Raw genomic sequence first — 17,620 nt, forward strand, 5'->3', positions numbered from 1 at the left:
AAGAATGCCGATATATCTGAAAATAAACGATTTCTGTTGTTAAAAATTCATAAAATTCAAGAAAATGATTATATTTGCCGACTTAATTTAACGTAGTTATAACAAAATGCAAGGAAAAGGACTTATTACAATTGTTGCTATTGTACTAGGGTTAATTTGCTTAAATGAGCTATTACCAACATGGTACGCCAGCAAAATTGAAAAGCAGGCGACTGCTATTGCAGGAGACAATCCGGAGAAGTATCAGAAAGAAATTGCAAAACTTTCTAAGGATACTCTGAATCTGGGATTCACTAAACTTTATTACACAAAAGCCAAAGACAAGGAAATGAAACTTGGTCTTGACCTTAAAGGGGGGATCAACGTTCTTTTGGAAATCAACCAGAGAGATCTTGTGAATGATCTTACAGGGTATTCTACAAATCCGATCCTTATTGAGGCTTTAAACAAGACAGATGAAGTTCAGAAGAATTCTACAAAAGCTTACATCGACAATTTCTTCGATCAGTTCGATGCAATTAACAAAGCAAAAGGTACAAATCTGAAGCTGGCAGATCCGGAACTTTTCGGAAACACAACGCTTACTGAAGTAAAGTACAACACGCCTGATGATCAGGTAAAAGCAATTGTTAAAAGAAAGATCGATGCATCTGTAGGAACCGCTTTTGAGGTAATCAGAACCAGAATTGATAAGCTTGGAGCCATCCAGCCGAACGTTCAGAGAGTTCCGGGTACAGCAAGAATTTCTGTTGAAATGCCGGGGATGAAGGATATCGATAAAGTAAAGAAAATGCTTCAGACTTCTGCAAAACTTCAGTTCTGGGAAGTACAGCAATCTCCTGAAGTGTATCCTTATTTCCAGACATTAGCTACTATGATCGCTGCAAAAGGAGATTCTATGGGAGTTGCAAAAAATGTAAATTTCATGAATATAATGCAGGGTGGAAAATCTATGAGCCAAAGTGCTGTAGGAAGCGTAAAATTGTCTGATACCGCTGTTGTAAACAAAATTTTAAACAGCAAAGTTGCAAAGTCTTTACGTCCTGCAAATATTAAATATACCCAGTTTATGTGGGGATACAAGCCGGAAGCTTCCGATGCTGAAAGCTTGGTATTATATGCCATCAGAGGAAATATAAACCAGAAAGCTCCGGTAGACGGTGCTGTAGAAAGTGCAAACATCAGCTATGATGAGTTGAGCAGAGTAGTGGTAGATATGCAGATGGATTCTAAAGGGGCTAAAGAATGGAAAACATTAACAGAGAAAAACGTTGGAAAACCTGTTGCTGTAACGCTTGATGGCAGAGTTTACACTGCGCCGAACGTTGTAGGTGCTATTCCAAACGGTAGAACTCAGATTTCTGGGAACTTCTCTCAGGAGGAAGCAAAAGAGTTGGTTGACGTTTTAGGAGCGGGTAAATTACCTGCAGGTGCAAAAGTAGTTCAGGCTACGGTTGTAGGGCCGTCTTTAGGTCAGGAATCGATTGATGCAGGGTTAATGTCGTTCATGATTGCCTTTGCGATTATTATCGTTTACATCATTTTCTACTATGGAGGAGCGGGTGTTTATGCAGTAATTGCCATGATCATCAACTTATTCTATATTTTCGGTATTATGGATTCGGGCGACTTTACGCTTACGCTTCCGGGTATCGCGGGTATCGTTTTAACGATGGCAGTAGCGGTCGATACAAACGTTATCATTTACGAAAGAACAAAAGAAGAATTATTCGCAGGAAAAAGTATTCTTGAAGCATATAAAGATGGTTTCAAACATGCATTGAATGCGATTATCGATGGTCACACAACCACATTCTTAACGGCTGTTGTATTGTTCTTCTTTGGAACAGGACCTATCAAAGGTTTCGCATTGACGTTGATGATCGGGGTTGCAATGACCTTATTCACTTCCGTATTGCTTTCAAGAGTAATGATCTTCTCAAGATTGTCTAAAGGAAAAGGACTTTCTGTATGGACTCCGGCAACGAAAAATCTATTCAGAAACACTTGGATTGATTTTATCGGGAAAAGAAAATATGCATACATTTTCTCGGCTGTTTTAACGATTGCTTGTATCATTTCTATTGCTACACACGGTTTCAAATACGGTATCGACTTTACCGGAGGTAGAAACTACGTGGTAAGATTTGATAAAGATGTAAAAGCGGAAGATGTTGAAGACAAATTATTGGCTTTATTCAAAACTGAAGATGGTAAAAACTCTTCTGTTGAAGCTAAAACTTTCGGAAGCAACAACCAGTTAAAAATCTCTACAGATTACCTTATCGAAGACGAATCACTGAAAGCGGATCAGGTAATTGAGCAAAAATTATACGAAGGTTTAAAATCAAACTTACCTGCAGGAACAACGTTGAAAGACTTCAAATCTGCAGATAAAGAGCATGCAGGAATTATTTCTTCTGAGAAAGTTGGACCTTCGGTTGCGGATGATATCAAAATTCACGGGATCTACGCCGTTTTAGGAGCTTTAGGAATTATCTTTATCTACATTTTACTAAGATTCAGAAAATGGCAATTCTCTTTGGGTGCGGTTGCTGCGTTATTCCACGATGCGATCATTATTTTGGGAGCGTATTCATTGCTTCACAAATATATGCCGTTCAATATGGAAATCAATCAGGATTTCATCGCTGCGATCCTTACCGTATTGGGGTACTCAATCAACGATACCGTAATTATCTTCGACAGAATCAGAGAATATTTAAGAGAGAAGAAATCGTTAACATTAGCAGGATTATTTGATGATTCTATTTCAAGTACTTTGGGTAGAACCTTCAACACTTCATTTACAACGATCTTAGTAATTCTGGCAATCTTCATTTTCGGTGGAGATAACCTTAGAGGATTTATGTTTGCGATGTTAATCGGTATTGGTTTCGGTACATATTCATCCATCTTCGTGGCATCGGCAATTGCCTATGACTTCCTGAAAACAGGAAAAGAAGATGAAGTTCACGGCAAGACGACAACCAACAAAGAAGTACTTGCTTCAAAATAATTTATACTACAATAAATAAGAAAAAAGCCTTCCGACTTCGGGAGGCTTTTTTGTTGCTGTTAACTGCTTTGATATTGAATCTTTAAGACTCTCCAACTCTTTTATTTAATCAGGAGTTATTTCCTGCTTTCCGCACTCGCTATTTTTAATGATTTTTGTGGCGCGGCGAAGCCGCGCCACAAAAATCATTAAAAATGAGCTCAGACAAATGCTGCAATCAGGACTAGGGTTCCAGTCGGATATTAAATATTTGAAAAATCAAAAATTGAAGCACTCAGCTTAAACTCTTAAACCATCCACAATCAACCATCAACCATCAACCATCAATTATTAATCATCAATTATCAATCATCCGCCAACACCATTTCTCATAATTTAGAATCATTATTTTTCGTTATTTGACTATTTTTGCAACATTATGGAAAACGCAAAGAAAAAAGCCGCTATCGGCTTCATTTTTATAACCTTACTGATTGATATTACGGGATGGGGCATCATCATTCCGGTGGTTCCGAAACTTATTGAAGAACTTATTCATAGTAACATAAGTGAAGCGGCAAAATATGGCGGCTGGCTTGGTTTTGCCTATGCATTCACACAATTTATTTTCTCTCCGATTGTAGGAAATCTCAGTGATAAATTCGGACGGAGACCTATTATTCTGATCTCGCTTTTCGGCTTTGCGATAGATTATATTTTTCTTGCTTTGGCACCTTCCATTGTCTGGCTGTTTTTAGGTCGTGTTATTGCGGGAATTACAGGCGCAAGTGTAACTACAGCGAGTGCTTATATTGCGGATATTTCCACAGACGAAGACCGTGCTAAAAACTTTGGACTCATTGGAGCTGCTTTTGGACTTGGATTTATCATCGGTCCTGTTTTGGGTGGTCTTTTGGGACATTATGGTTCCAGAGTTCCTTTTTATGCGGCTGCAGGATTGTGCTTGTTGAATTTCCTTTACGGATATTTTATCCTTCCTGAAAGTTTAGACAAAGATAAAAGAAGAGAATTCAACTGGAAAAGAGCAAACCCAGTTGGTTCTTTTAAATTTTTAGGAAAACATCCCGAAATCTCGGGTTTAATTGTTTCTTTGATCTTAATTTACATTGCAGGACACGCCGTACAAAGCAACTGGAGTTTCTTTACCATGTATAAATTCAACTGGAATGAAAGAATGGTCGGAATTTCCTTAGGAGTGGTCGGTTTGCTAGTAGGATTGGTTCAGGGAGGCTTGATTCGATGGACAACGCCCAAATTGGGAGAGGAAAAAAGTATTTATTACGGTCTTGCTTTGTATGCAGTCGGGATGCTTCTTTTTGCATTTGCTACACAGGGCTGGATGATGTTTGCATTTTTGGTTCCTTATTGTTTAGGCGGAATCTGCGGACCCGCATTGCAATCTGTGATTACGAAAAGTGTTCCCGCCAATGAACAGGGAGAATTGCAGGGTGCATTAACAAGTTTAATGAGTGCCACTTCCATTATTGGTCCTCCGATGATGACCAATCTTTTTTATTTTTTCACCCACGATAAAGCCCCATTTCAGTTTTCGGGTGCGCCTTTTTTTCTGGCTTTCATTTTAATGACGATCAGCGTGATTATTACCTATATTAATTTCAGGAAAAAAAATATCAAAAAAGAAGAAATGTAGTCTATATTTAAAGAAAGAATTATTACATAGTTTCAATAATAGAAAACAATATTTTATTGATTTAATTATTTGATTATCTTATCTTTACATAAAGCTGATTATTTGAATGATTTTTAATACAGCTTAATATTTTATTAAAAATAAATATTTAACATCCAATTTCGTATATCTTTCGTAATTTTACAGTATGGAATTAAGCATTGGAGAAATGGCACTGATTGCCATAGCAATCGTTGTATTATTCGGACCGGATAAACTTCCTCAGATTGCACGCGACTTGGGTTCGGGTGTAAGAAAAATGCGTGGCGCAGTGGAAGACATCAAAACCGAGATCATGAAAGAAACAGACAATCCTGTTTCTGAGATCAAACGTGAAATTGAGAAAGTAAAAGATGCTGCGAAAGATTTCAATCCGATGAATGATATTCAGAAAGATATCTTAACAGAACCTCAGACAGCTCAGGCATCCAATGAAAATGAACCTCCAAAACCAAAACCTTCTGAAGACGAAACCTACGAAGGTCCTGTAAGCAGATAGGATGGAGGAGATCATTCAGGAAGATAAAAAAGTCTTTTTGTTTCTCAATAACTTGGGAGACCAATCTTTTGATCAGTTTTGGCAGCTCATTTCCAGTACATGGATCTGGATTCCGCTTTACATTATTTTCTGTTATTTTTTATTTAAGAATTATAAGCTAAGATCTTTAGTTTTTATATTAATCTTTGTCGGTATAGGCGTGACGGTTTCAGATCAGCTTGCCGGTATTTTCAAATATGGGGTCGCAAGACTCAGACCGTGTCACGATCCTACACTAGAGCATCACATGAGAATTGTGAAATGTGGCGGACAGTACGGCTTTTACTCTGCTCATGCTTCCAATACATTTTTTTTGGCAACTTATTTAAGTATTTTATTAAAAAAGAATCTTAAATGGTTTCCTTATGTTATATTTGTATGGGCGGCAGTGGTTGCATACAGCCGCATTTATTTAGGAGTGCATTTCCCGATAGATATTTTGGTGGGGGCGTTTGTTGGATCTTTATTGGGAGTGGTTTTCAGTGCGCTCGCAAAAAAAGTAATCAACAAACAAAAAATAACTTCATGAAAAAATCTCTATTCCTTCTAGCAGCAGTATTTGCTTCATTCAATCTTAACGCACAGGACAAAAAAATAGCTGAAGACTGCTTTCAGAAAGCAGACTATAAATGTGCGGAAGAACAGTATTCCAAATTGGCTCAAAGTGAAAGAATCCAGAAATTGCAGTCTGAATATTACAACAATTTAGGAACTGCCCAGAGAAGGCTGGGTAAAACTGCACTTGCTTTTAAATCTTACGAATCTGCCCTAAAAGCGAATCCTATGTCCGCTGCTGTATACGCCAATTTAGGCTCCATTCACGGACAGAAAGGAAATAAACAGGCAGCAATCGATTATCTTAACAAAGGGCTTCAGATTGAGCCTGAAAACGCAGATATTTACCTTACCCGTTCTAAAGTCTATGAAAGTTTAGGCAAAAAAGATCTTGCCATGAAAGATCTTAACCAGATTCTTACGTTTGCTCCCGATAATATTTATGCAAGAACCGGACTGGCGAATCTGAAAAAGAACAGCGGAGATCTTGAAGGTGCTTTAAAAGATTACAACCAGCTTATTTCTGAGAAGCCCGAATCTTTGCTGTACAGTGGAAGAGGAGACGTTTATTTTAGGCTGAAAAAAAACAAAGAAGCTCTTGCAGACGTTAATAAGGCAATCTCTATCGATCCTAAATTTGCTCAGGCTCATGTAAATAAAGCTTTGATTTTATTTGAAACCGGAAAACCGAAAGAAGCATGTGCAAGTCTGGATAAAGCAGTAAGTATGGGATATGAAAAGCCTTTGCTGATGGATCAGTATGCTAAATGTGAGGTTAAAAAATAAATTACGATACTATATGAAAATACCAAATTTCAAATTATTGATAACGGCAGTTTTTACTTTTGGAGTAATGATTGTTGCAAATGCTCAGCAAACTGAAGTAAAGACGAGGGAAAATTCACTTTTGGAAGCTTCTTTGAAAAAAGCTGATGCAAAGTCTGAAAATTCTCTCTTTTACATCAATAAAAAAGAAACAGATATTGAGACTGTAAAGAAAATTCCGGCTGAAGATATAAAATATGTAATGGTTCTTAAAGACGATAAGATCAGGAAAAAATTTAAAGAAAAAGGAATTACACAAATTGTGATGATCACTACAAAGAGTTAAGTTTATATCCTTTCAAACTTCAAAATAATTTAAGTCATTCAATGTTAAACATCGTTCTCGTAGAACCGGAAATACCCAATAACACAGGAAATATAGGAAGATTGTGTGTAGGAACAGAAAGTAAATTACACTTAATTCATCCTTTTGGATTTGTCATTAATGATAAAAATCTGAAACGTTCAGGATTAGATTACTGGGTTCATCTTGATGTTACGGAATATCAGAATGTAGACGAATGGATCCTGAATATTCCGGATTTGTCGCGTGTTTTCCTGATGAGTTCCCATGCCGAAAAATCTTATCTGGAAACAGAATTTCAGGATGGTGACTGGCTGGTTTTCGGAAAAGAAAGTGTGGGTTTAAGTAAAGATGTGCTTGATCGTTTTGAAAATCATCTGACGATTCCGATGTCTAAATTGATTCGAAGTTTTAATATTGCCAACTCCGTTGCTTTTGTGGTGGGCGAAGCAAAAAGACAGATTGGATTAAAAGTTTAATATTATTTTTAAAACCTTATCATATTTAATCATTATGATAAGGTTTTCCCTGTAAAATCTGGTCTGCTCGATACAATTGTTCCACAATGAATAATCGGATCATCTGGTGCGTAAAAGTCATTTTGGATAACGACATTTTTTCATTCGCTCTGCTGTAGATTTCTTCTGAAAAACCATAAGCTCCGCCAATCAGAATGTGAATTTTTTTCACGGAAGAATTCATCCAGTTGTCAATTTTCTGGGCAAATTCTCTGCTGGTAAACTGTTTCCCTTTTTCATCAAGAATAATCACAGAATCAGTTCTGTCGATGTGGTTTATAAAAAGCTTAGCCTCCTCCTTTTTAAGAAGATCAGGAGAAAGATTTTTTGCGTTTTTTACGTCGGGAATTTCAATAATTTCAAAATTCCAGTGTTTGGGAAGACGTTTCAGATAATAATTGATTAAAGAAGAGATTTCCTTATCGTCAGTTTTGCCGATGCAAAGCAAATTAATCTGCATTTTTTAATTTAAATTTAGACAGCAAAGATATTTATAAATTAAAGAATCTCATCATCTGAAAATTGGCATCAGGTTTTCAAGTTTAAAAAAATCATTATTTTTGTGATAACACCATAATTAATGAGCAGCAGAAAACTTTCTTTTACATTTTTATTTTTCTCATTAATTTCTTACAGTCAGGAAATTAAAGATGAAAATATAAAGCAGTTTTTAGAAGAAGACAGGAAGAAAATATCTGCTGTTGCTGGATTAAGCTATCTGCATAATTCATTTGGACTTCTGTATCAGGATAAAGTATTCAGACTAAGACCGAATGATGCTTTTTATACGGAATTTTTTCTGCGCTACCGATGGCTTGATGTTAGCTTTTCTTTCGCACCAAAATTTGCTCATATCAACAATGATGATCCGGAAAAAGGAAAATCAAAATATTTCAATTTCGGATTTACTTTTTTTCTGAATCCCAAAATCAGGCAGTATATTTATTTTAGTCAGGTAAAAGGACTCTATTTTCAGGACACGAAAGAATTTTTACGACTGATTTACGGTGATGCTTACAATGAGGATCATTATCTTCAGTTTCCGAATGCGAAATACCGCTCATTCAAAGGAGAAACTACCTATTTATGGAAAGGAAATAAGGAAGAGTACAGAAGTTTTAACAATATGACGTATGAACCTCTGAAAGATGTTTTTATAGTGAGTACAGGACTGTTTTACCAGTATAATATTTTGAACGATCTTGGCAAAACAGTTTATAAAGGCGAAGTTTTTGATGATACGATTAACGATGAACCTTCTAAAGACATAAGAATTGCTTTAAGATCAGGCGGTGGTGTACAAAAAAAGATTAAAGATAACTGGTATATAATTGTAGAAGCTTATCCTGAATTTTATTATTCAAGATTGCTGAATGAAAACTTTCATCAGTTTAATATTGGATTATATTCTAATGCAAGAATGGGATATGATGACGGAAAATGGTTCTTTGGAGCTGGAATACAGCTAAACTGGATCAACAGTTCAAATGAAAATTTTTATTCGGCAACACAATGGTTATTTAGGGTAGGGATTGGTTTCCGGTTTAATTCTCCTACCTTTGTGAACAGAAATTTTGATAAAATAGATAATATTTTAAAGTAAAATGGGCATCAAAACTCCTAAATTCATCTTGAAAATTCAAGAATTTTTTGACGATATACATATTCCTTTTTTGGGAATATCGCTTTGGCAGATGTTTCAGATCTACATCAGCGGTATTTTTAAAGATAAAATCGGAAGAAAAGCTGCGGCTATTTCCTGGAGTTTCACCATCAGTCTTTTTCCGTTTATTCTGTTCCTGCTTTCCGTTTTGCCGTATATGCCGCACTACGATAAGCTTCAGTTCTATATTTTTGAAGTGTTGCTTCACAATGTATTCCCGTCCAATATAGAAGGTGACGTACGAAATTATATAGAAACGAGTATTGTTCCCAATATGAAGGGAATCAGTAATTTAACCATTGTTTTTGCTTTGGTTTTTGCAACGAACGGAACGTTTTCGCTTATTAATGGATTTAACGAGAATACGGATGAAAAAATGTCGGACGTTAAAGAATTTATTCTGTCTTTTTTCATCACCATCGGGTTTATTACGATTGTGTTTTTAGCGCTTTTCGGAGTTTATTATTCAGAGTTTGTTCTTAAACTTTTTACGCCGGTTCAGGATATTTCGTGGCTGGTGGATAACCTTTCAAAAATCATCGGATTTGTATCGTTTCCCATCTTTTATTTTATTCTGCTTACTCTATTTTACTGGTTGGGAACGGTAAGAATTGCAAGATTCAGACAGGCGGTTCCGGGAGCTATTTTAACCACGGTTCTGTTTGTGGTAACCACGTACGGATTCGCGCTTTATGTGAAGAATATCGCCCGTTACAACGTTCTTTACGGCTCTATCGGAAGTATGATTCTTCTGATGGTCTGGGTAAATGTAAATGTATATCTTCTGCTTTTTGGCAACGAATTAAACATGGCACTAAGAAAAGTGAGAATTGAAAAACTGCTTTCCGATGAACTGAAGAAAGAAGCAAAAGGCTATCACGCAAAAAATTCTGAGCCGGATTTAGAAGGCGATGAAAATCATAAGTGGAAATTTAACGATAAAAAAAACGAAGAAAATTAATTTTCCTCGTCTTCAATAATATCATTTTTAGAGCTTATTTTCAAAATTAAAAAACCTGAAACCGCTGCTATAAAAGAAGCAATTAAAATGGCAAATTTAGCCTCATCCTGAATCGGAATTTCATCCTTGAAGGACAATAGTGCGATGAAAATAGACATCGTAAAACCAATTCCGGCAAGCAATCCTACGCCAATCATGTGCATCCATGTGCTGTTTTGAGGAAGAGAGCTGAGTTTCAGTTTTATGGCTATTAAGGAAAAAAGATTGATTCCTATTAATTTTCCGGCAACTAATCCGATAATAATTCCCAAACCTAAGGTGCTTGTAAGACCTCCGATCATTTCGTTATTGAAAGTGATGTTGGTATTGGTTAAAGCAAAAACAGGCATAATGAGAAAACTTACCGGAAAATGAAGCTGATGTTCGAGTTTTTCCAACGGAGAAATCTCAACGGTTGAAACATTGGTAGGAATGGTAAATGCCAGTAAAACCCCCGCAATGGTAGCATGAATTCCCGAATGATGAAGGAAATACCACAAAAATAATCCGGGAATCAGATAGAAGATAATTCGGGTAACTTTTAGGAAATTCAATAAAAATAATAAAGCAGTAATTCCTAAAGATAGAAATAAATACATCCAATGGATCTGTTCTGTATAAAATATTGCGATGACCAGGATAGCTCCCAGATCATCCACAATTGCCAAAGCAGCAAGGAAAATTTTAATGGAATTCGGAATTCTTTTTCCCAGCATGGAAATAATTGCCAGTGAAAAAGCAATATCTGTTGCCATCGGAATTCCCCAACCGTTTCCGTATGAAGTTCCGAAATTAAAAAAACTATAAATAATTGCCGGAACAAGCATACCGCCGATTGCCGCAAATATCGGCAGAGAAGCATTTTTAAATGAAGAAAGTTCACCTTCCACCATTTCTCTTTTAATCTCCAATCCTACCAAAAGGAAGAAAATCGCCATCAAACCGTCGTTAATCCAGATACTAACGGGATATTTCAGATGAAAAATTTCTGTTCCTGCTTCTCTGTCCAAAAAGTGCTGAAAGCTTTCCGCAAAAGAGGAATTGGCAATAAGTAAGGAAACTAAAACACAGAAAATCAGGATAATTCCTGAAGCCTGACTGCTTTCGAAAAATTTTTTAAAATATACCGTTAAATTCATATCTAAGATTGTAGTCGTCTCACTCTGGAGACGCCGTTAATATCATTCAGTTTGGTGAAGGTCTGCTCGAGCTGGCTTTTATTTTTTACCTCCAGAATGATCGTTCCGGTAAAAATCCCGTCGTTGGATTCGATGGACATACTTTTCATATCCATTCCCATTGCGCCACTGATGACGGTGGTGATGTCATTGATCATTCCCATTCTGTCGAGTCCCTCAATTTCTATTTTTACTCTGTTTTTGAAGCTTTCCGCATTCACCCATTTCGCAGGAATTACCCTGTAATCGTACTGTGCGCGAAGGTTGATCGCGTTCGGACAATTATCGCTGTGTACTTTGATTCCGTCTGAAATCGTGATGAATCCGAAAATTTTGTCTCCCGGAATTACCGTACAGCATTTTGCATAGCTGTAATTCAGTTTTTCTTCATCTTTTCCAAAGACAATCATGTCGAGATTCTGCTCTTTCGGCTCTACATAAGTTGTATTTTTCGCAGGCGATTTTCTGAATCTTGAAAGCAGGTTGTTGAATACGTTTTTACTTTCAATATATTTTCTTAAACTGCTTGCATCCAGTTCGTTGCTTTGGAATTTTAAAAATAATTCCTGTGAACTTTTAAGGTTAAAGAATTTTTGAAGCTTATTAATTTCCTCATCATTAAAATTAATTTTCGCATGACGCAGTTTTCGCTGCAGAATTTCTTTTCCGTCTTCAACCAGTTGATTTTTTTGTGAGTTTAAATAACTCTTGATCTTGGATTTAGCTTTTGAAGTAACAACAAATTCAAGCCAGTCGGATTTTGGTTTCTGATTTTGGGAGGATAAAATATCGATCTGATCCCCATTTTGCAAAACATACGAAATCGGAACCAGTTTGCCGTTGATTTTCGCACCTAAACATTTCATTCCCAGATCGGAGTGAACGGAAAAGGCAAAATCCAGAGCGGTTGCATTGGTCGGTAAAATTTTAATCTCACCTTTTGGCGTAAACACAAAAACTTCCTTTGAATATAAATTCAGCTTAATATTATCCAGTAATTCCGAAGTGGAAAGATCCTGCTGCTGTTCCAGAACCTCGCGGATTTCGGTTACCCAGTTTTCAAAATTCCGGTCTTCGGAGCTTTGTTTATAGCCTTCTTTGTATTTGTAATGTGCTGCAACGCCTTTTTCAGCAATTTCGTCCATTCTTTCGGAACGGATCTGTACTTCAATCCATTTTTTATCAGGACCAAGAACCGTTAAATGCAAACTTTCGTATCCTGTAGAACGCGGCTGAGTGATCCAGTCCCGCATTCTGGATGGATTACTGTGATAAACATCCGTTACAATGGAGTAAATTTTCCAAGCCAGGAATTTTTCGTTTTTGGCATCCGATTTATAAATGATTCTGATGGCGTAATTGTCGAAAACCTCTTCAAAGGAAACGCCTTGTTTCAGCATTTTCCTGTAAATCGAAGAAATGGCTTTCGCGCGTCCTTTAATTTTGAAATTTAATCCTTCTTCATTTAATTTCTCAGAAACTTCTTTTTTAAATTCCTCAATATATCTTTCGCGGCTTTCTTTGGCAAGTTCTAATTTCTCGGTAATTTCTTTGTAAACATCCGGATTGTTATACTTTAAAGAAAGGTCTTCAAGCTCAGATTTGATGTTGTATAATCCGAGACGATGCGCCATCGGAGCGTAAATATAAACGGTTTCGGAAGCAATTTTCTTCTGCTTGTCCGGAGCCATGCTTTCCAGAGTACGCATATTGTGAAGACGGTCTGCAATCTTAATAAGAATCACCCTGAAATCTTCAGACAGCGTCAACAGAAGCTTTCTGTAATTCTCAGACTGCACCGAAATATTCTGATGATTCATGATGGAGATTTTCGTGAGTCCGTTCACGATATTGGCTATTTTCTCCCCAAAAATTTTCTTCAGGTCTTCGTAGGTGTAGTCGGAGTCTTCAATTACATCATGCAATAAGGCGCAGGCAATGGAAGTGGCTCCCAAACCGATTTCCGTTGCTACAATTTTGGCAACAGCAATAGGATGGTAAATGTAGGGTTCACCAGATTTTCTTCGCTGATCTTTGTGCGCATCGAGCGCTATATCGAATGCCTTTCGGATGAGCTTGTTATTTTCCTCATCTAAAGTTCTGTATGTATTCGAAATCAGATCCTTATACCTTGCAAGGATCTCCTTGTTTTCCTGTTCTAAGTCGTAACTCATTTGTGTAAAAGCCTATATTTACACGAAAATACGAAATTTTTTGCAGTTTTCAGCATTAAAAGATCCGCAGAACGCTCTGCGGATTTCGGTTATTAATTTTTATCTTGAATGGTTAAAATTTTACTTCAGAGTCCATTCCGGCAGTAGAGGTTTTTATTCTTATATCCGGACTGTCGTGGATTTCCGCTTTATTTCTGGCATCGATAAACTTTTTGATGTTCATATAATTTGCCTGCTCAATTTCTATGTTTTCAAAAAGATAGGTTTTTAGCACATTATTCCGGCTGAAAATAGAGGAAGCATTATCCGTCTGATGGTGGTCTTTTACGGCTACACTTACCAGATACTGGGAATGTAGCTCATCATCATGAAGATAGACAATATATTCTGAATCTGTGAAACCTGAGTTTTCAAGGTCTGCTTCTATTTTTTTATAATCGCTGTGATGTCCAAATAATCCAGCTAATATATTTGACATAAGCAATAGTTTTTAAGTTGAATATAAATTTAGTGAAAATAATTCATGTATTTTAAGAAAATAACAATTAAATGGTTGTATTAATATAAAATCTATAAAGTTTTGCCTTTTCTTTGAAATCTTCTATTGAACAGATGTTTGATTTTTACTAATTGATAATTTCCAGATTTTCAATATTTTCATTTTTAAAAGCATGATATATATCTGAGATGTTATTTTTTCTTGTTTCGGTTTTTGCATGGATGATTGTTTTTGCTTTGTTGACCATAACCTCGATTTTATCATTAAAAATGGTATAGCGTATATCGCCACTTTCAAAAGAAAGCGAATTTTCTTTTTTTGAATAGAAAAATACATCACGGTAAAGAAGTTCAATATCTCCGTTTTTTTTGGTGAAAAAATAATACAGATGGTTTGTTTCAGTTTTAATGAGGTACATTTTTTTGTTATTTTCCAGCGTGTAGGAGAGAAGAATGTATTTACTTACAATATCAGTATCAATGGTTTTGTATTTATACGTGATGTATCTGTTTTTCCATTCTTTAACTTCTGTTTCAAAATAAAGACCGGAAGCATCGAGCTGTTCTTCAGATTGTTTCAGAAGAAAAGGTGAGCCATTTTTTATAATGAAATCAGAATATTGATGCCAACAGCAGCCAGACTTAGTCATCACATGAATCTGCTTTTTAGCTTTATCGACATCAAAAAAGCCACAATAGTTTTGGGCTAAATCTGAAAAATCTGCATTTTCAACAAATGTGTTATTTTCATAAAGATAAACCACGAACGACGGACCGCCGTAGCAGCTTTCATTACCATATTTTATCGCAATGTCTTTTTTACCGTCAAAATTAAAATCATCATAGATAATAATGCTATAATGACCATATGGGATTTCTGCAATATTGGATTGGGTATTTTTAAAATCATACTCGCTTAAATTTACCGTTTGCGTGATAAGCGGTTTTTTGTTTTTTAAACTAAAAACTTTGAGGATCTGTGATGTTTTGTCTCTTGAGTTTTTAGTAACTGTTGCGTAGTAATCTTTAGAAAAATCTGATATTTTATAATTTTGAGCGTTCAGAAAAACAGTTGAAAATGGCAGAAGAATAAGCTTTTTCATGATAATTAATTGAATTTAAAAATAACAAAAAAACCTCACATTTCTGCGAGGTTATATATAGGTTTCAGTGAAAAATATTAAATTCTTTCGTTCTTGATTTCTTCAACAATTTCAGGATTCAAAAGGGTAGTGATGTCTCCGAAGTTGCTGAAATCTCCTTCTGCAATTTTTCTCAGGATTCTACGCATAATCTTTCCGGAACGCGTTTTTGGAAGTCCTGAAACAAACTGTATTTTATCAAGCTTCGCAATCGGACCGATCTGGTCTGAAATCAACTGATTAATTTCTTTTTTCAGATTGTCCTTGTCTCTGCTTTCACCGGATTCTTTCAGGATCACGAAACCGTACAGCGCATTTCCTTTGATGTCGTGAGGATAACCTACGATTGCAGATTCCGCTACAGCAGGATGTTCATTGATGCTGTCTTCAATTGGCGCTGTTCCTAAATTGTGTCCGGAAACAATAATTACATCGTCTACACGGCCAGTAATTCTGTAATAGCCGACTTCATCTCTCAAAGCTCCGTCTCCCGTGAAATATTTCCCCGGAAAAGCGGTAAAATAGGTTTCCTTGTATCTTTGATGGTCTCCCCAGATCGTTCTGGCAATTCCCGGCCATGGAAAACGAATGCAGAGATTTCCCGTCACCTGATTTCCGGTAATTTCGTTGCGTTTATCATCCATTAGAACAGGCTGAATTCCCGGTAAAGGAAGAGTAGCGTACGTTGGTTTTGTAGGGGTAACGAAAGGGAGAGGAGAGATCATAATTCCTCCGGTTTCTGTCTGCCACCAAGTATCAACAATCGGACATTTCTTGTTGCCCACATGATCATTGAACCAATGCCAAGCTTCATCGTTAATAGGTTCTCCAACAGAACCGATCACTTTTAACGAGCTTAAATCGTGTTTGTCTACCCATTCTGAACTTTCTTTAGCCAGAGAACGGATTGCAGTCGGAGCTGTGTAAAACTGTGTAATTTTATGTTTTTCAATCACTTCCCAGAATCTGTCCAGTTCAGGATATGTAGGAACGCCTTCAAAAATAACGGTGGTTGCACCATTTAAAAGCGGTCCGTAAAGGATGTAGGAATGTCCTGTAATCCAGCCTATATCTGCGGTACACCAGTAAATATCATTTTCTTTATAATTGAATACATTTTTAAAAGTATACGCGGTGTACACCATATATCCGGCGCAGGTATGAAGCATTCCTTTAGGTTTTCCCGTAGAACCGGAAGTGTACAGAATGAACAGCGGATCTTCTGCATCCATAATTACGGTAACGAAATCCGGAGAGGCGTTTTCGTAAAGATCTTCCATCCAGAAATCTCTGTGCTCCTTCATTTTTACTTCATTGTTGGTTCTTTTTACCACCAAAACTTTTTCTACACTTGGCGTTTTTTCCAGAGCTTCGTCTACAATGCTTTTCAGATCCAAAACTTTGTTTCCTCTGTAGCTTCCGTCTGAAGTGATGACCATTTTTGCACCACAGTCATTTACTCTTGAAGAAACAGCTGAAGCCGAAAATCCTGCAAAAATAACGGAATGAACTGCTCCCAGTTTTGCACAAGCCAGCATTGTGATGGCTAATTCAGGGATCATCGGAAGGTAAATACAGACTCTGTCGCCTTTTTCGATCCCCATTTCACGAAGAACATTGGCGGTTTTGTTGACTCTTTTGTAGAGTTCGTTGTAAGAAATATGCTGTGCTTCTTCTTTCGGATCGTTGGGTTCCCAGATGATTGCCGTTTTATCGCCTCTTACCGCTAAATGTCTGTCGATGCAGTTTTTGGTAATATTTAATTTAGCATTTTTAAACCACGAAATTTTGGCTTCATTCATATCGTATTTCACAACCTTGCTCCATCTCTGATACCACACGAAATTTTCATCTGCAATTTTATCCCAGAATTTTTTAGGATTTTTGATCGATTTTTTATACTCTTCAAAATATTGCGGTAAGTTTTCTATCTGATAGTTTCTCATATTTTTCTTTTTAAAATTTATTTTATTATTTAAATTATTGTCTTAACACACAGTGTGCGGAGTTTTTTCTTTTTTTATATAAGCCTAAATCATGAATAATTTGATCTATAATTTTAGTTCCATTACAGGTAAAAACCGATTTTTTATTGATGTTTCAATCTGGTTGATTTTTAGAAATCCGAAACCTTCATAAAATTTCTCTGCATTAGGATCAGCTTCCAAAATTATCTTTGCTGTTTTTTCTTTCTTAGTTTTATTGATGAGATCGTTCATAAGCGTTTTTCCGTAACCTTTTCTCATTTCTTCAGGAACAACGAATAAATTGTCAAGTTTAACAGTATTCTTATTAATGTTAAGATAAGAATAGTAAGCAATAATTGTATTATTTAATGATAATTTATAAACCTTACTTTTTTTGATATAATCTTTAGTTATCGTTAAATCTTGCGACCATTTTTCAATTTGTTCATCCGAATATCCCCAATGTGCTTTTGATTTTTTGGTTATTTCGGTTAAAATCTTATCATCATCAGGATTTGCTTTTATTATTTTCAACATTTTGATTTCAAT

The 17,620-nt window shown here is 36.2% G+C and carries 16 protein-coding genes; 9 read left to right on the forward strand and 7 right to left on the reverse strand.

Annotated features, from left to right (window positions below):
• The first annotated feature begins 106 nt into the window (after positions 1–106).
• The 7 genes from secD (at position 107) to BW951_RS13190 (ending at position 7,410) form a co-directional block, all read left to right on the forward strand.
• Positions 107–3,019 (forward strand): protein translocase subunit SecD, encoded by a 2,913-nt coding sequence (secD, locus tag BW951_RS13160; protein ID WP_076393554.1) that lies wholly within the window; start codon positions 107–109, stop codon positions 3,017–3,019.
• A gap of 418 nt (positions 3,020–3,437) precedes the next feature.
• A complete protein-coding gene (locus BW951_RS13165) occupies positions 3,438–4,670 on the forward strand; it encodes a TCR/Tet family MFS transporter (protein WP_076393556.1) in 1,233 nt (410 codons plus the stop codon).
• 187 nt (positions 4,671–4,857) lie between these two features.
• Complete coding sequence (locus BW951_RS13170) at positions 4,858–5,208, forward strand: Sec-independent protein translocase subunit TatA/TatB (protein WP_076393558.1); 351 nt, start codon at positions 4,858–4,860, stop codon at positions 5,206–5,208.
• Between the two features lies 1 nt (position 5,209).
• On the forward strand, positions 5,210–5,776 hold the full coding sequence (locus BW951_RS13175) for a phosphatase PAP2 family protein (RefSeq protein ID WP_076393560.1): 567 nt from the start codon (positions 5,210–5,212) through the stop codon (positions 5,774–5,776).
• Entirely contained in the window at positions 5,773–6,588 is an 816-nt protein-coding gene (locus BW951_RS13180) for a tetratricopeptide repeat protein (protein WP_076393562.1), read from the forward strand. The genes BW951_RS13175 and BW951_RS13180 overlap by 4 nt, the downstream gene beginning before the upstream one ends.
• A 13-nt stretch (positions 6,589–6,601) precedes the next feature.
• Positions 6,602–6,913 carry a hypothetical protein gene (locus BW951_RS13185; protein WP_139326157.1) on the forward strand — a complete coding sequence of 104 codons (312 nt, stop codon included), beginning with the start codon at positions 6,602–6,604 and terminating at the stop codon, positions 6,911–6,913.
• 41 nt (positions 6,914–6,954) lie between these two features.
• The gene (locus BW951_RS13190; protein ID WP_076393566.1) at positions 6,955–7,410 is read left to right on the forward strand and encodes a tRNA (cytidine(34)-2'-O)-methyltransferase; all 456 of its coding nucleotides are present in this window, start codon (positions 6,955–6,957) and stop codon (positions 7,408–7,410) included.
• Between the two features lie 25 nt (positions 7,411–7,435).
• Here BW951_RS13190 and BW951_RS13195 read toward each other — a convergent pair whose 3' ends face one another.
• A complete protein-coding gene (locus tag BW951_RS13195; protein ID WP_076393568.1) occupies positions 7,436–7,909 on the reverse strand; it encodes a 23S rRNA (pseudouridine(1915)-N(3))-methyltransferase RlmH in 474 nt (157 codons plus the stop codon).
• Positions 7,910–8,029: 120 nt separating this feature from the next.
• Between BW951_RS13195 and BW951_RS13200 the strand changes: the two genes are divergently transcribed.
• Together BW951_RS13200 and BW951_RS13205 are read left to right on the forward strand one after the other, a co-directional pair.
• On the forward strand, positions 8,030–9,052 hold the full coding sequence (locus BW951_RS13200; protein ID WP_076393570.1) for a DUF4421 family protein: 1,023 nt from the start codon (positions 8,030–8,032) through the stop codon (positions 9,050–9,052).
• A 1-nt stretch (position 9,053) separates the two neighbouring features.
• Entirely contained in the window at positions 9,054–10,073 is a 1,020-nt protein-coding gene (locus tag BW951_RS13205) for a YihY/virulence factor BrkB family protein (protein WP_084196434.1), read from the forward strand.
• Here the strand turns inward: BW951_RS13205 and nhaA are convergent.
• The 6 genes from nhaA to BW951_RS13235 all read right to left on the reverse strand — a co-directional run bounded on the left by nhaA (position 10,070) and on the right by BW951_RS13235 (position 17,605).
• On the reverse strand, positions 10,070–11,251 hold the full coding sequence (gene nhaA / locus BW951_RS13210; protein ID WP_076393572.1) for a Na+/H+ antiporter NhaA: 1,182 nt from the start codon (positions 11,249–11,251) through the stop codon (positions 10,070–10,072). The genes BW951_RS13205 and nhaA overlap by 4 nt on opposite strands.
• 2 nt (positions 11,252–11,253) lie before the next feature.
• Positions 11,254–13,464 (reverse strand): RelA/SpoT family protein, encoded by a 2,211-nt coding sequence (locus BW951_RS13215; RefSeq protein WP_076393574.1) that lies wholly within the window; start codon positions 13,462–13,464, stop codon positions 11,254–11,256.
• A 112-nt stretch (positions 13,465–13,576) separates the two neighbouring features.
• Positions 13,577–13,942, reverse strand: coding sequence for a hypothetical protein (locus tag BW951_RS13220; RefSeq protein ID WP_076393576.1), 366 nt, complete (start codon positions 13,940–13,942; stop codon positions 13,577–13,579).
• A gap of 148 nt (positions 13,943–14,090) precedes the next feature.
• Complete coding sequence (locus BW951_RS13225; RefSeq protein WP_076393578.1) at positions 14,091–15,065, reverse strand: XAC2610-related protein; 975 nt, start codon at positions 15,063–15,065, stop codon at positions 14,091–14,093.
• A gap of 77 nt (positions 15,066–15,142) precedes the next feature.
• Entirely contained in the window at positions 15,143–17,071 is a 1,929-nt protein-coding gene (acs, locus tag BW951_RS13230) for an acetate--CoA ligase (RefSeq protein ID WP_228427545.1), read from the reverse strand.
• An 84-nt stretch (positions 17,072–17,155) separates the two neighbouring features.
• A complete protein-coding gene (locus BW951_RS13235) occupies positions 17,156–17,605 on the reverse strand; it encodes a GNAT family N-acetyltransferase (protein ID WP_175608818.1) in 450 nt (149 codons plus the stop codon).
• Positions 17,606–17,620: the final 15 nt, after the last annotated feature.

The sequence above is a fragment of the Chryseobacterium gambrini genome (assembly GCF_900156825.1).
GTDB lineage: Bacteria > Bacteroidota > Bacteroidia > Flavobacteriales > Weeksellaceae > Chryseobacterium > Chryseobacterium gambrini.

Coding starts and splice junctions, on each gene's coding strand:
- BW951_RS13225 (WP_076393578.1), bottom strand. CDS start 15,065: ATGAAAAAGCTTATTCTTCTGCCATTTTCAACTGTTTTTCTGAACGCT.
- BW951_RS13195 (WP_076393568.1), bottom strand. CDS start 7,909: ATGCAGATTAATTTGCTTTGCATCGGCAAAACTGACGATAAGGAAATC.
- BW951_RS13180 (WP_076393562.1), top strand. CDS start 5,773: ATGAAAAAATCTCTATTCCTTCTAGCAGCAGTATTTGCTTCATTCAAT.
- BW951_RS13200 (WP_076393570.1), top strand. CDS start 8,030: ATGAGCAGCAGAAAACTTTCTTTTACATTTTTATTTTTCTCATTAATT.
- BW951_RS13170 (WP_076393558.1), top strand. CDS start 4,858: ATGGAATTAAGCATTGGAGAAATGGCACTGATTGCCATAGCAATCGTT.
- BW951_RS13185 (WP_139326157.1), top strand. CDS start 6,602: ATGAAAATACCAAATTTCAAATTATTGATAACGGCAGTTTTTACTTTT.
- BW951_RS13215 (WP_076393574.1), bottom strand. CDS start 13,464: ATGAGTTACGACTTAGAACAGGAAAACAAGGAGATCCTTGCAAGGTAT.
- BW951_RS13220 (WP_076393576.1), bottom strand. CDS start 13,942: ATGTCAAATATATTAGCTGGATTATTTGGACATCACAGCGATTATAAA.
- secD (WP_076393554.1), top strand. CDS start 107: ATGCAAGGAAAAGGACTTATTACAATTGTTGCTATTGTACTAGGGTTA.
- BW951_RS13190 (WP_076393566.1), top strand. CDS start 6,955: ATGTTAAACATCGTTCTCGTAGAACCGGAAATACCCAATAACACAGGA.
- BW951_RS13165 (WP_076393556.1), top strand. CDS start 3,438: ATGGAAAACGCAAAGAAAAAAGCCGCTATCGGCTTCATTTTTATAACC.
- BW951_RS13175 (WP_076393560.1), top strand. CDS start 5,210: ATGGAGGAGATCATTCAGGAAGATAAAAAAGTCTTTTTGTTTCTCAAT.
- BW951_RS13205 (WP_084196434.1), top strand. CDS start 9,054: ATGGGCATCAAAACTCCTAAATTCATCTTGAAAATTCAAGAATTTTTT.
- nhaA (WP_076393572.1), bottom strand. CDS start 11,251: ATGAATTTAACGGTATATTTTAAAAAATTTTTCGAAAGCAGTCAGGCT.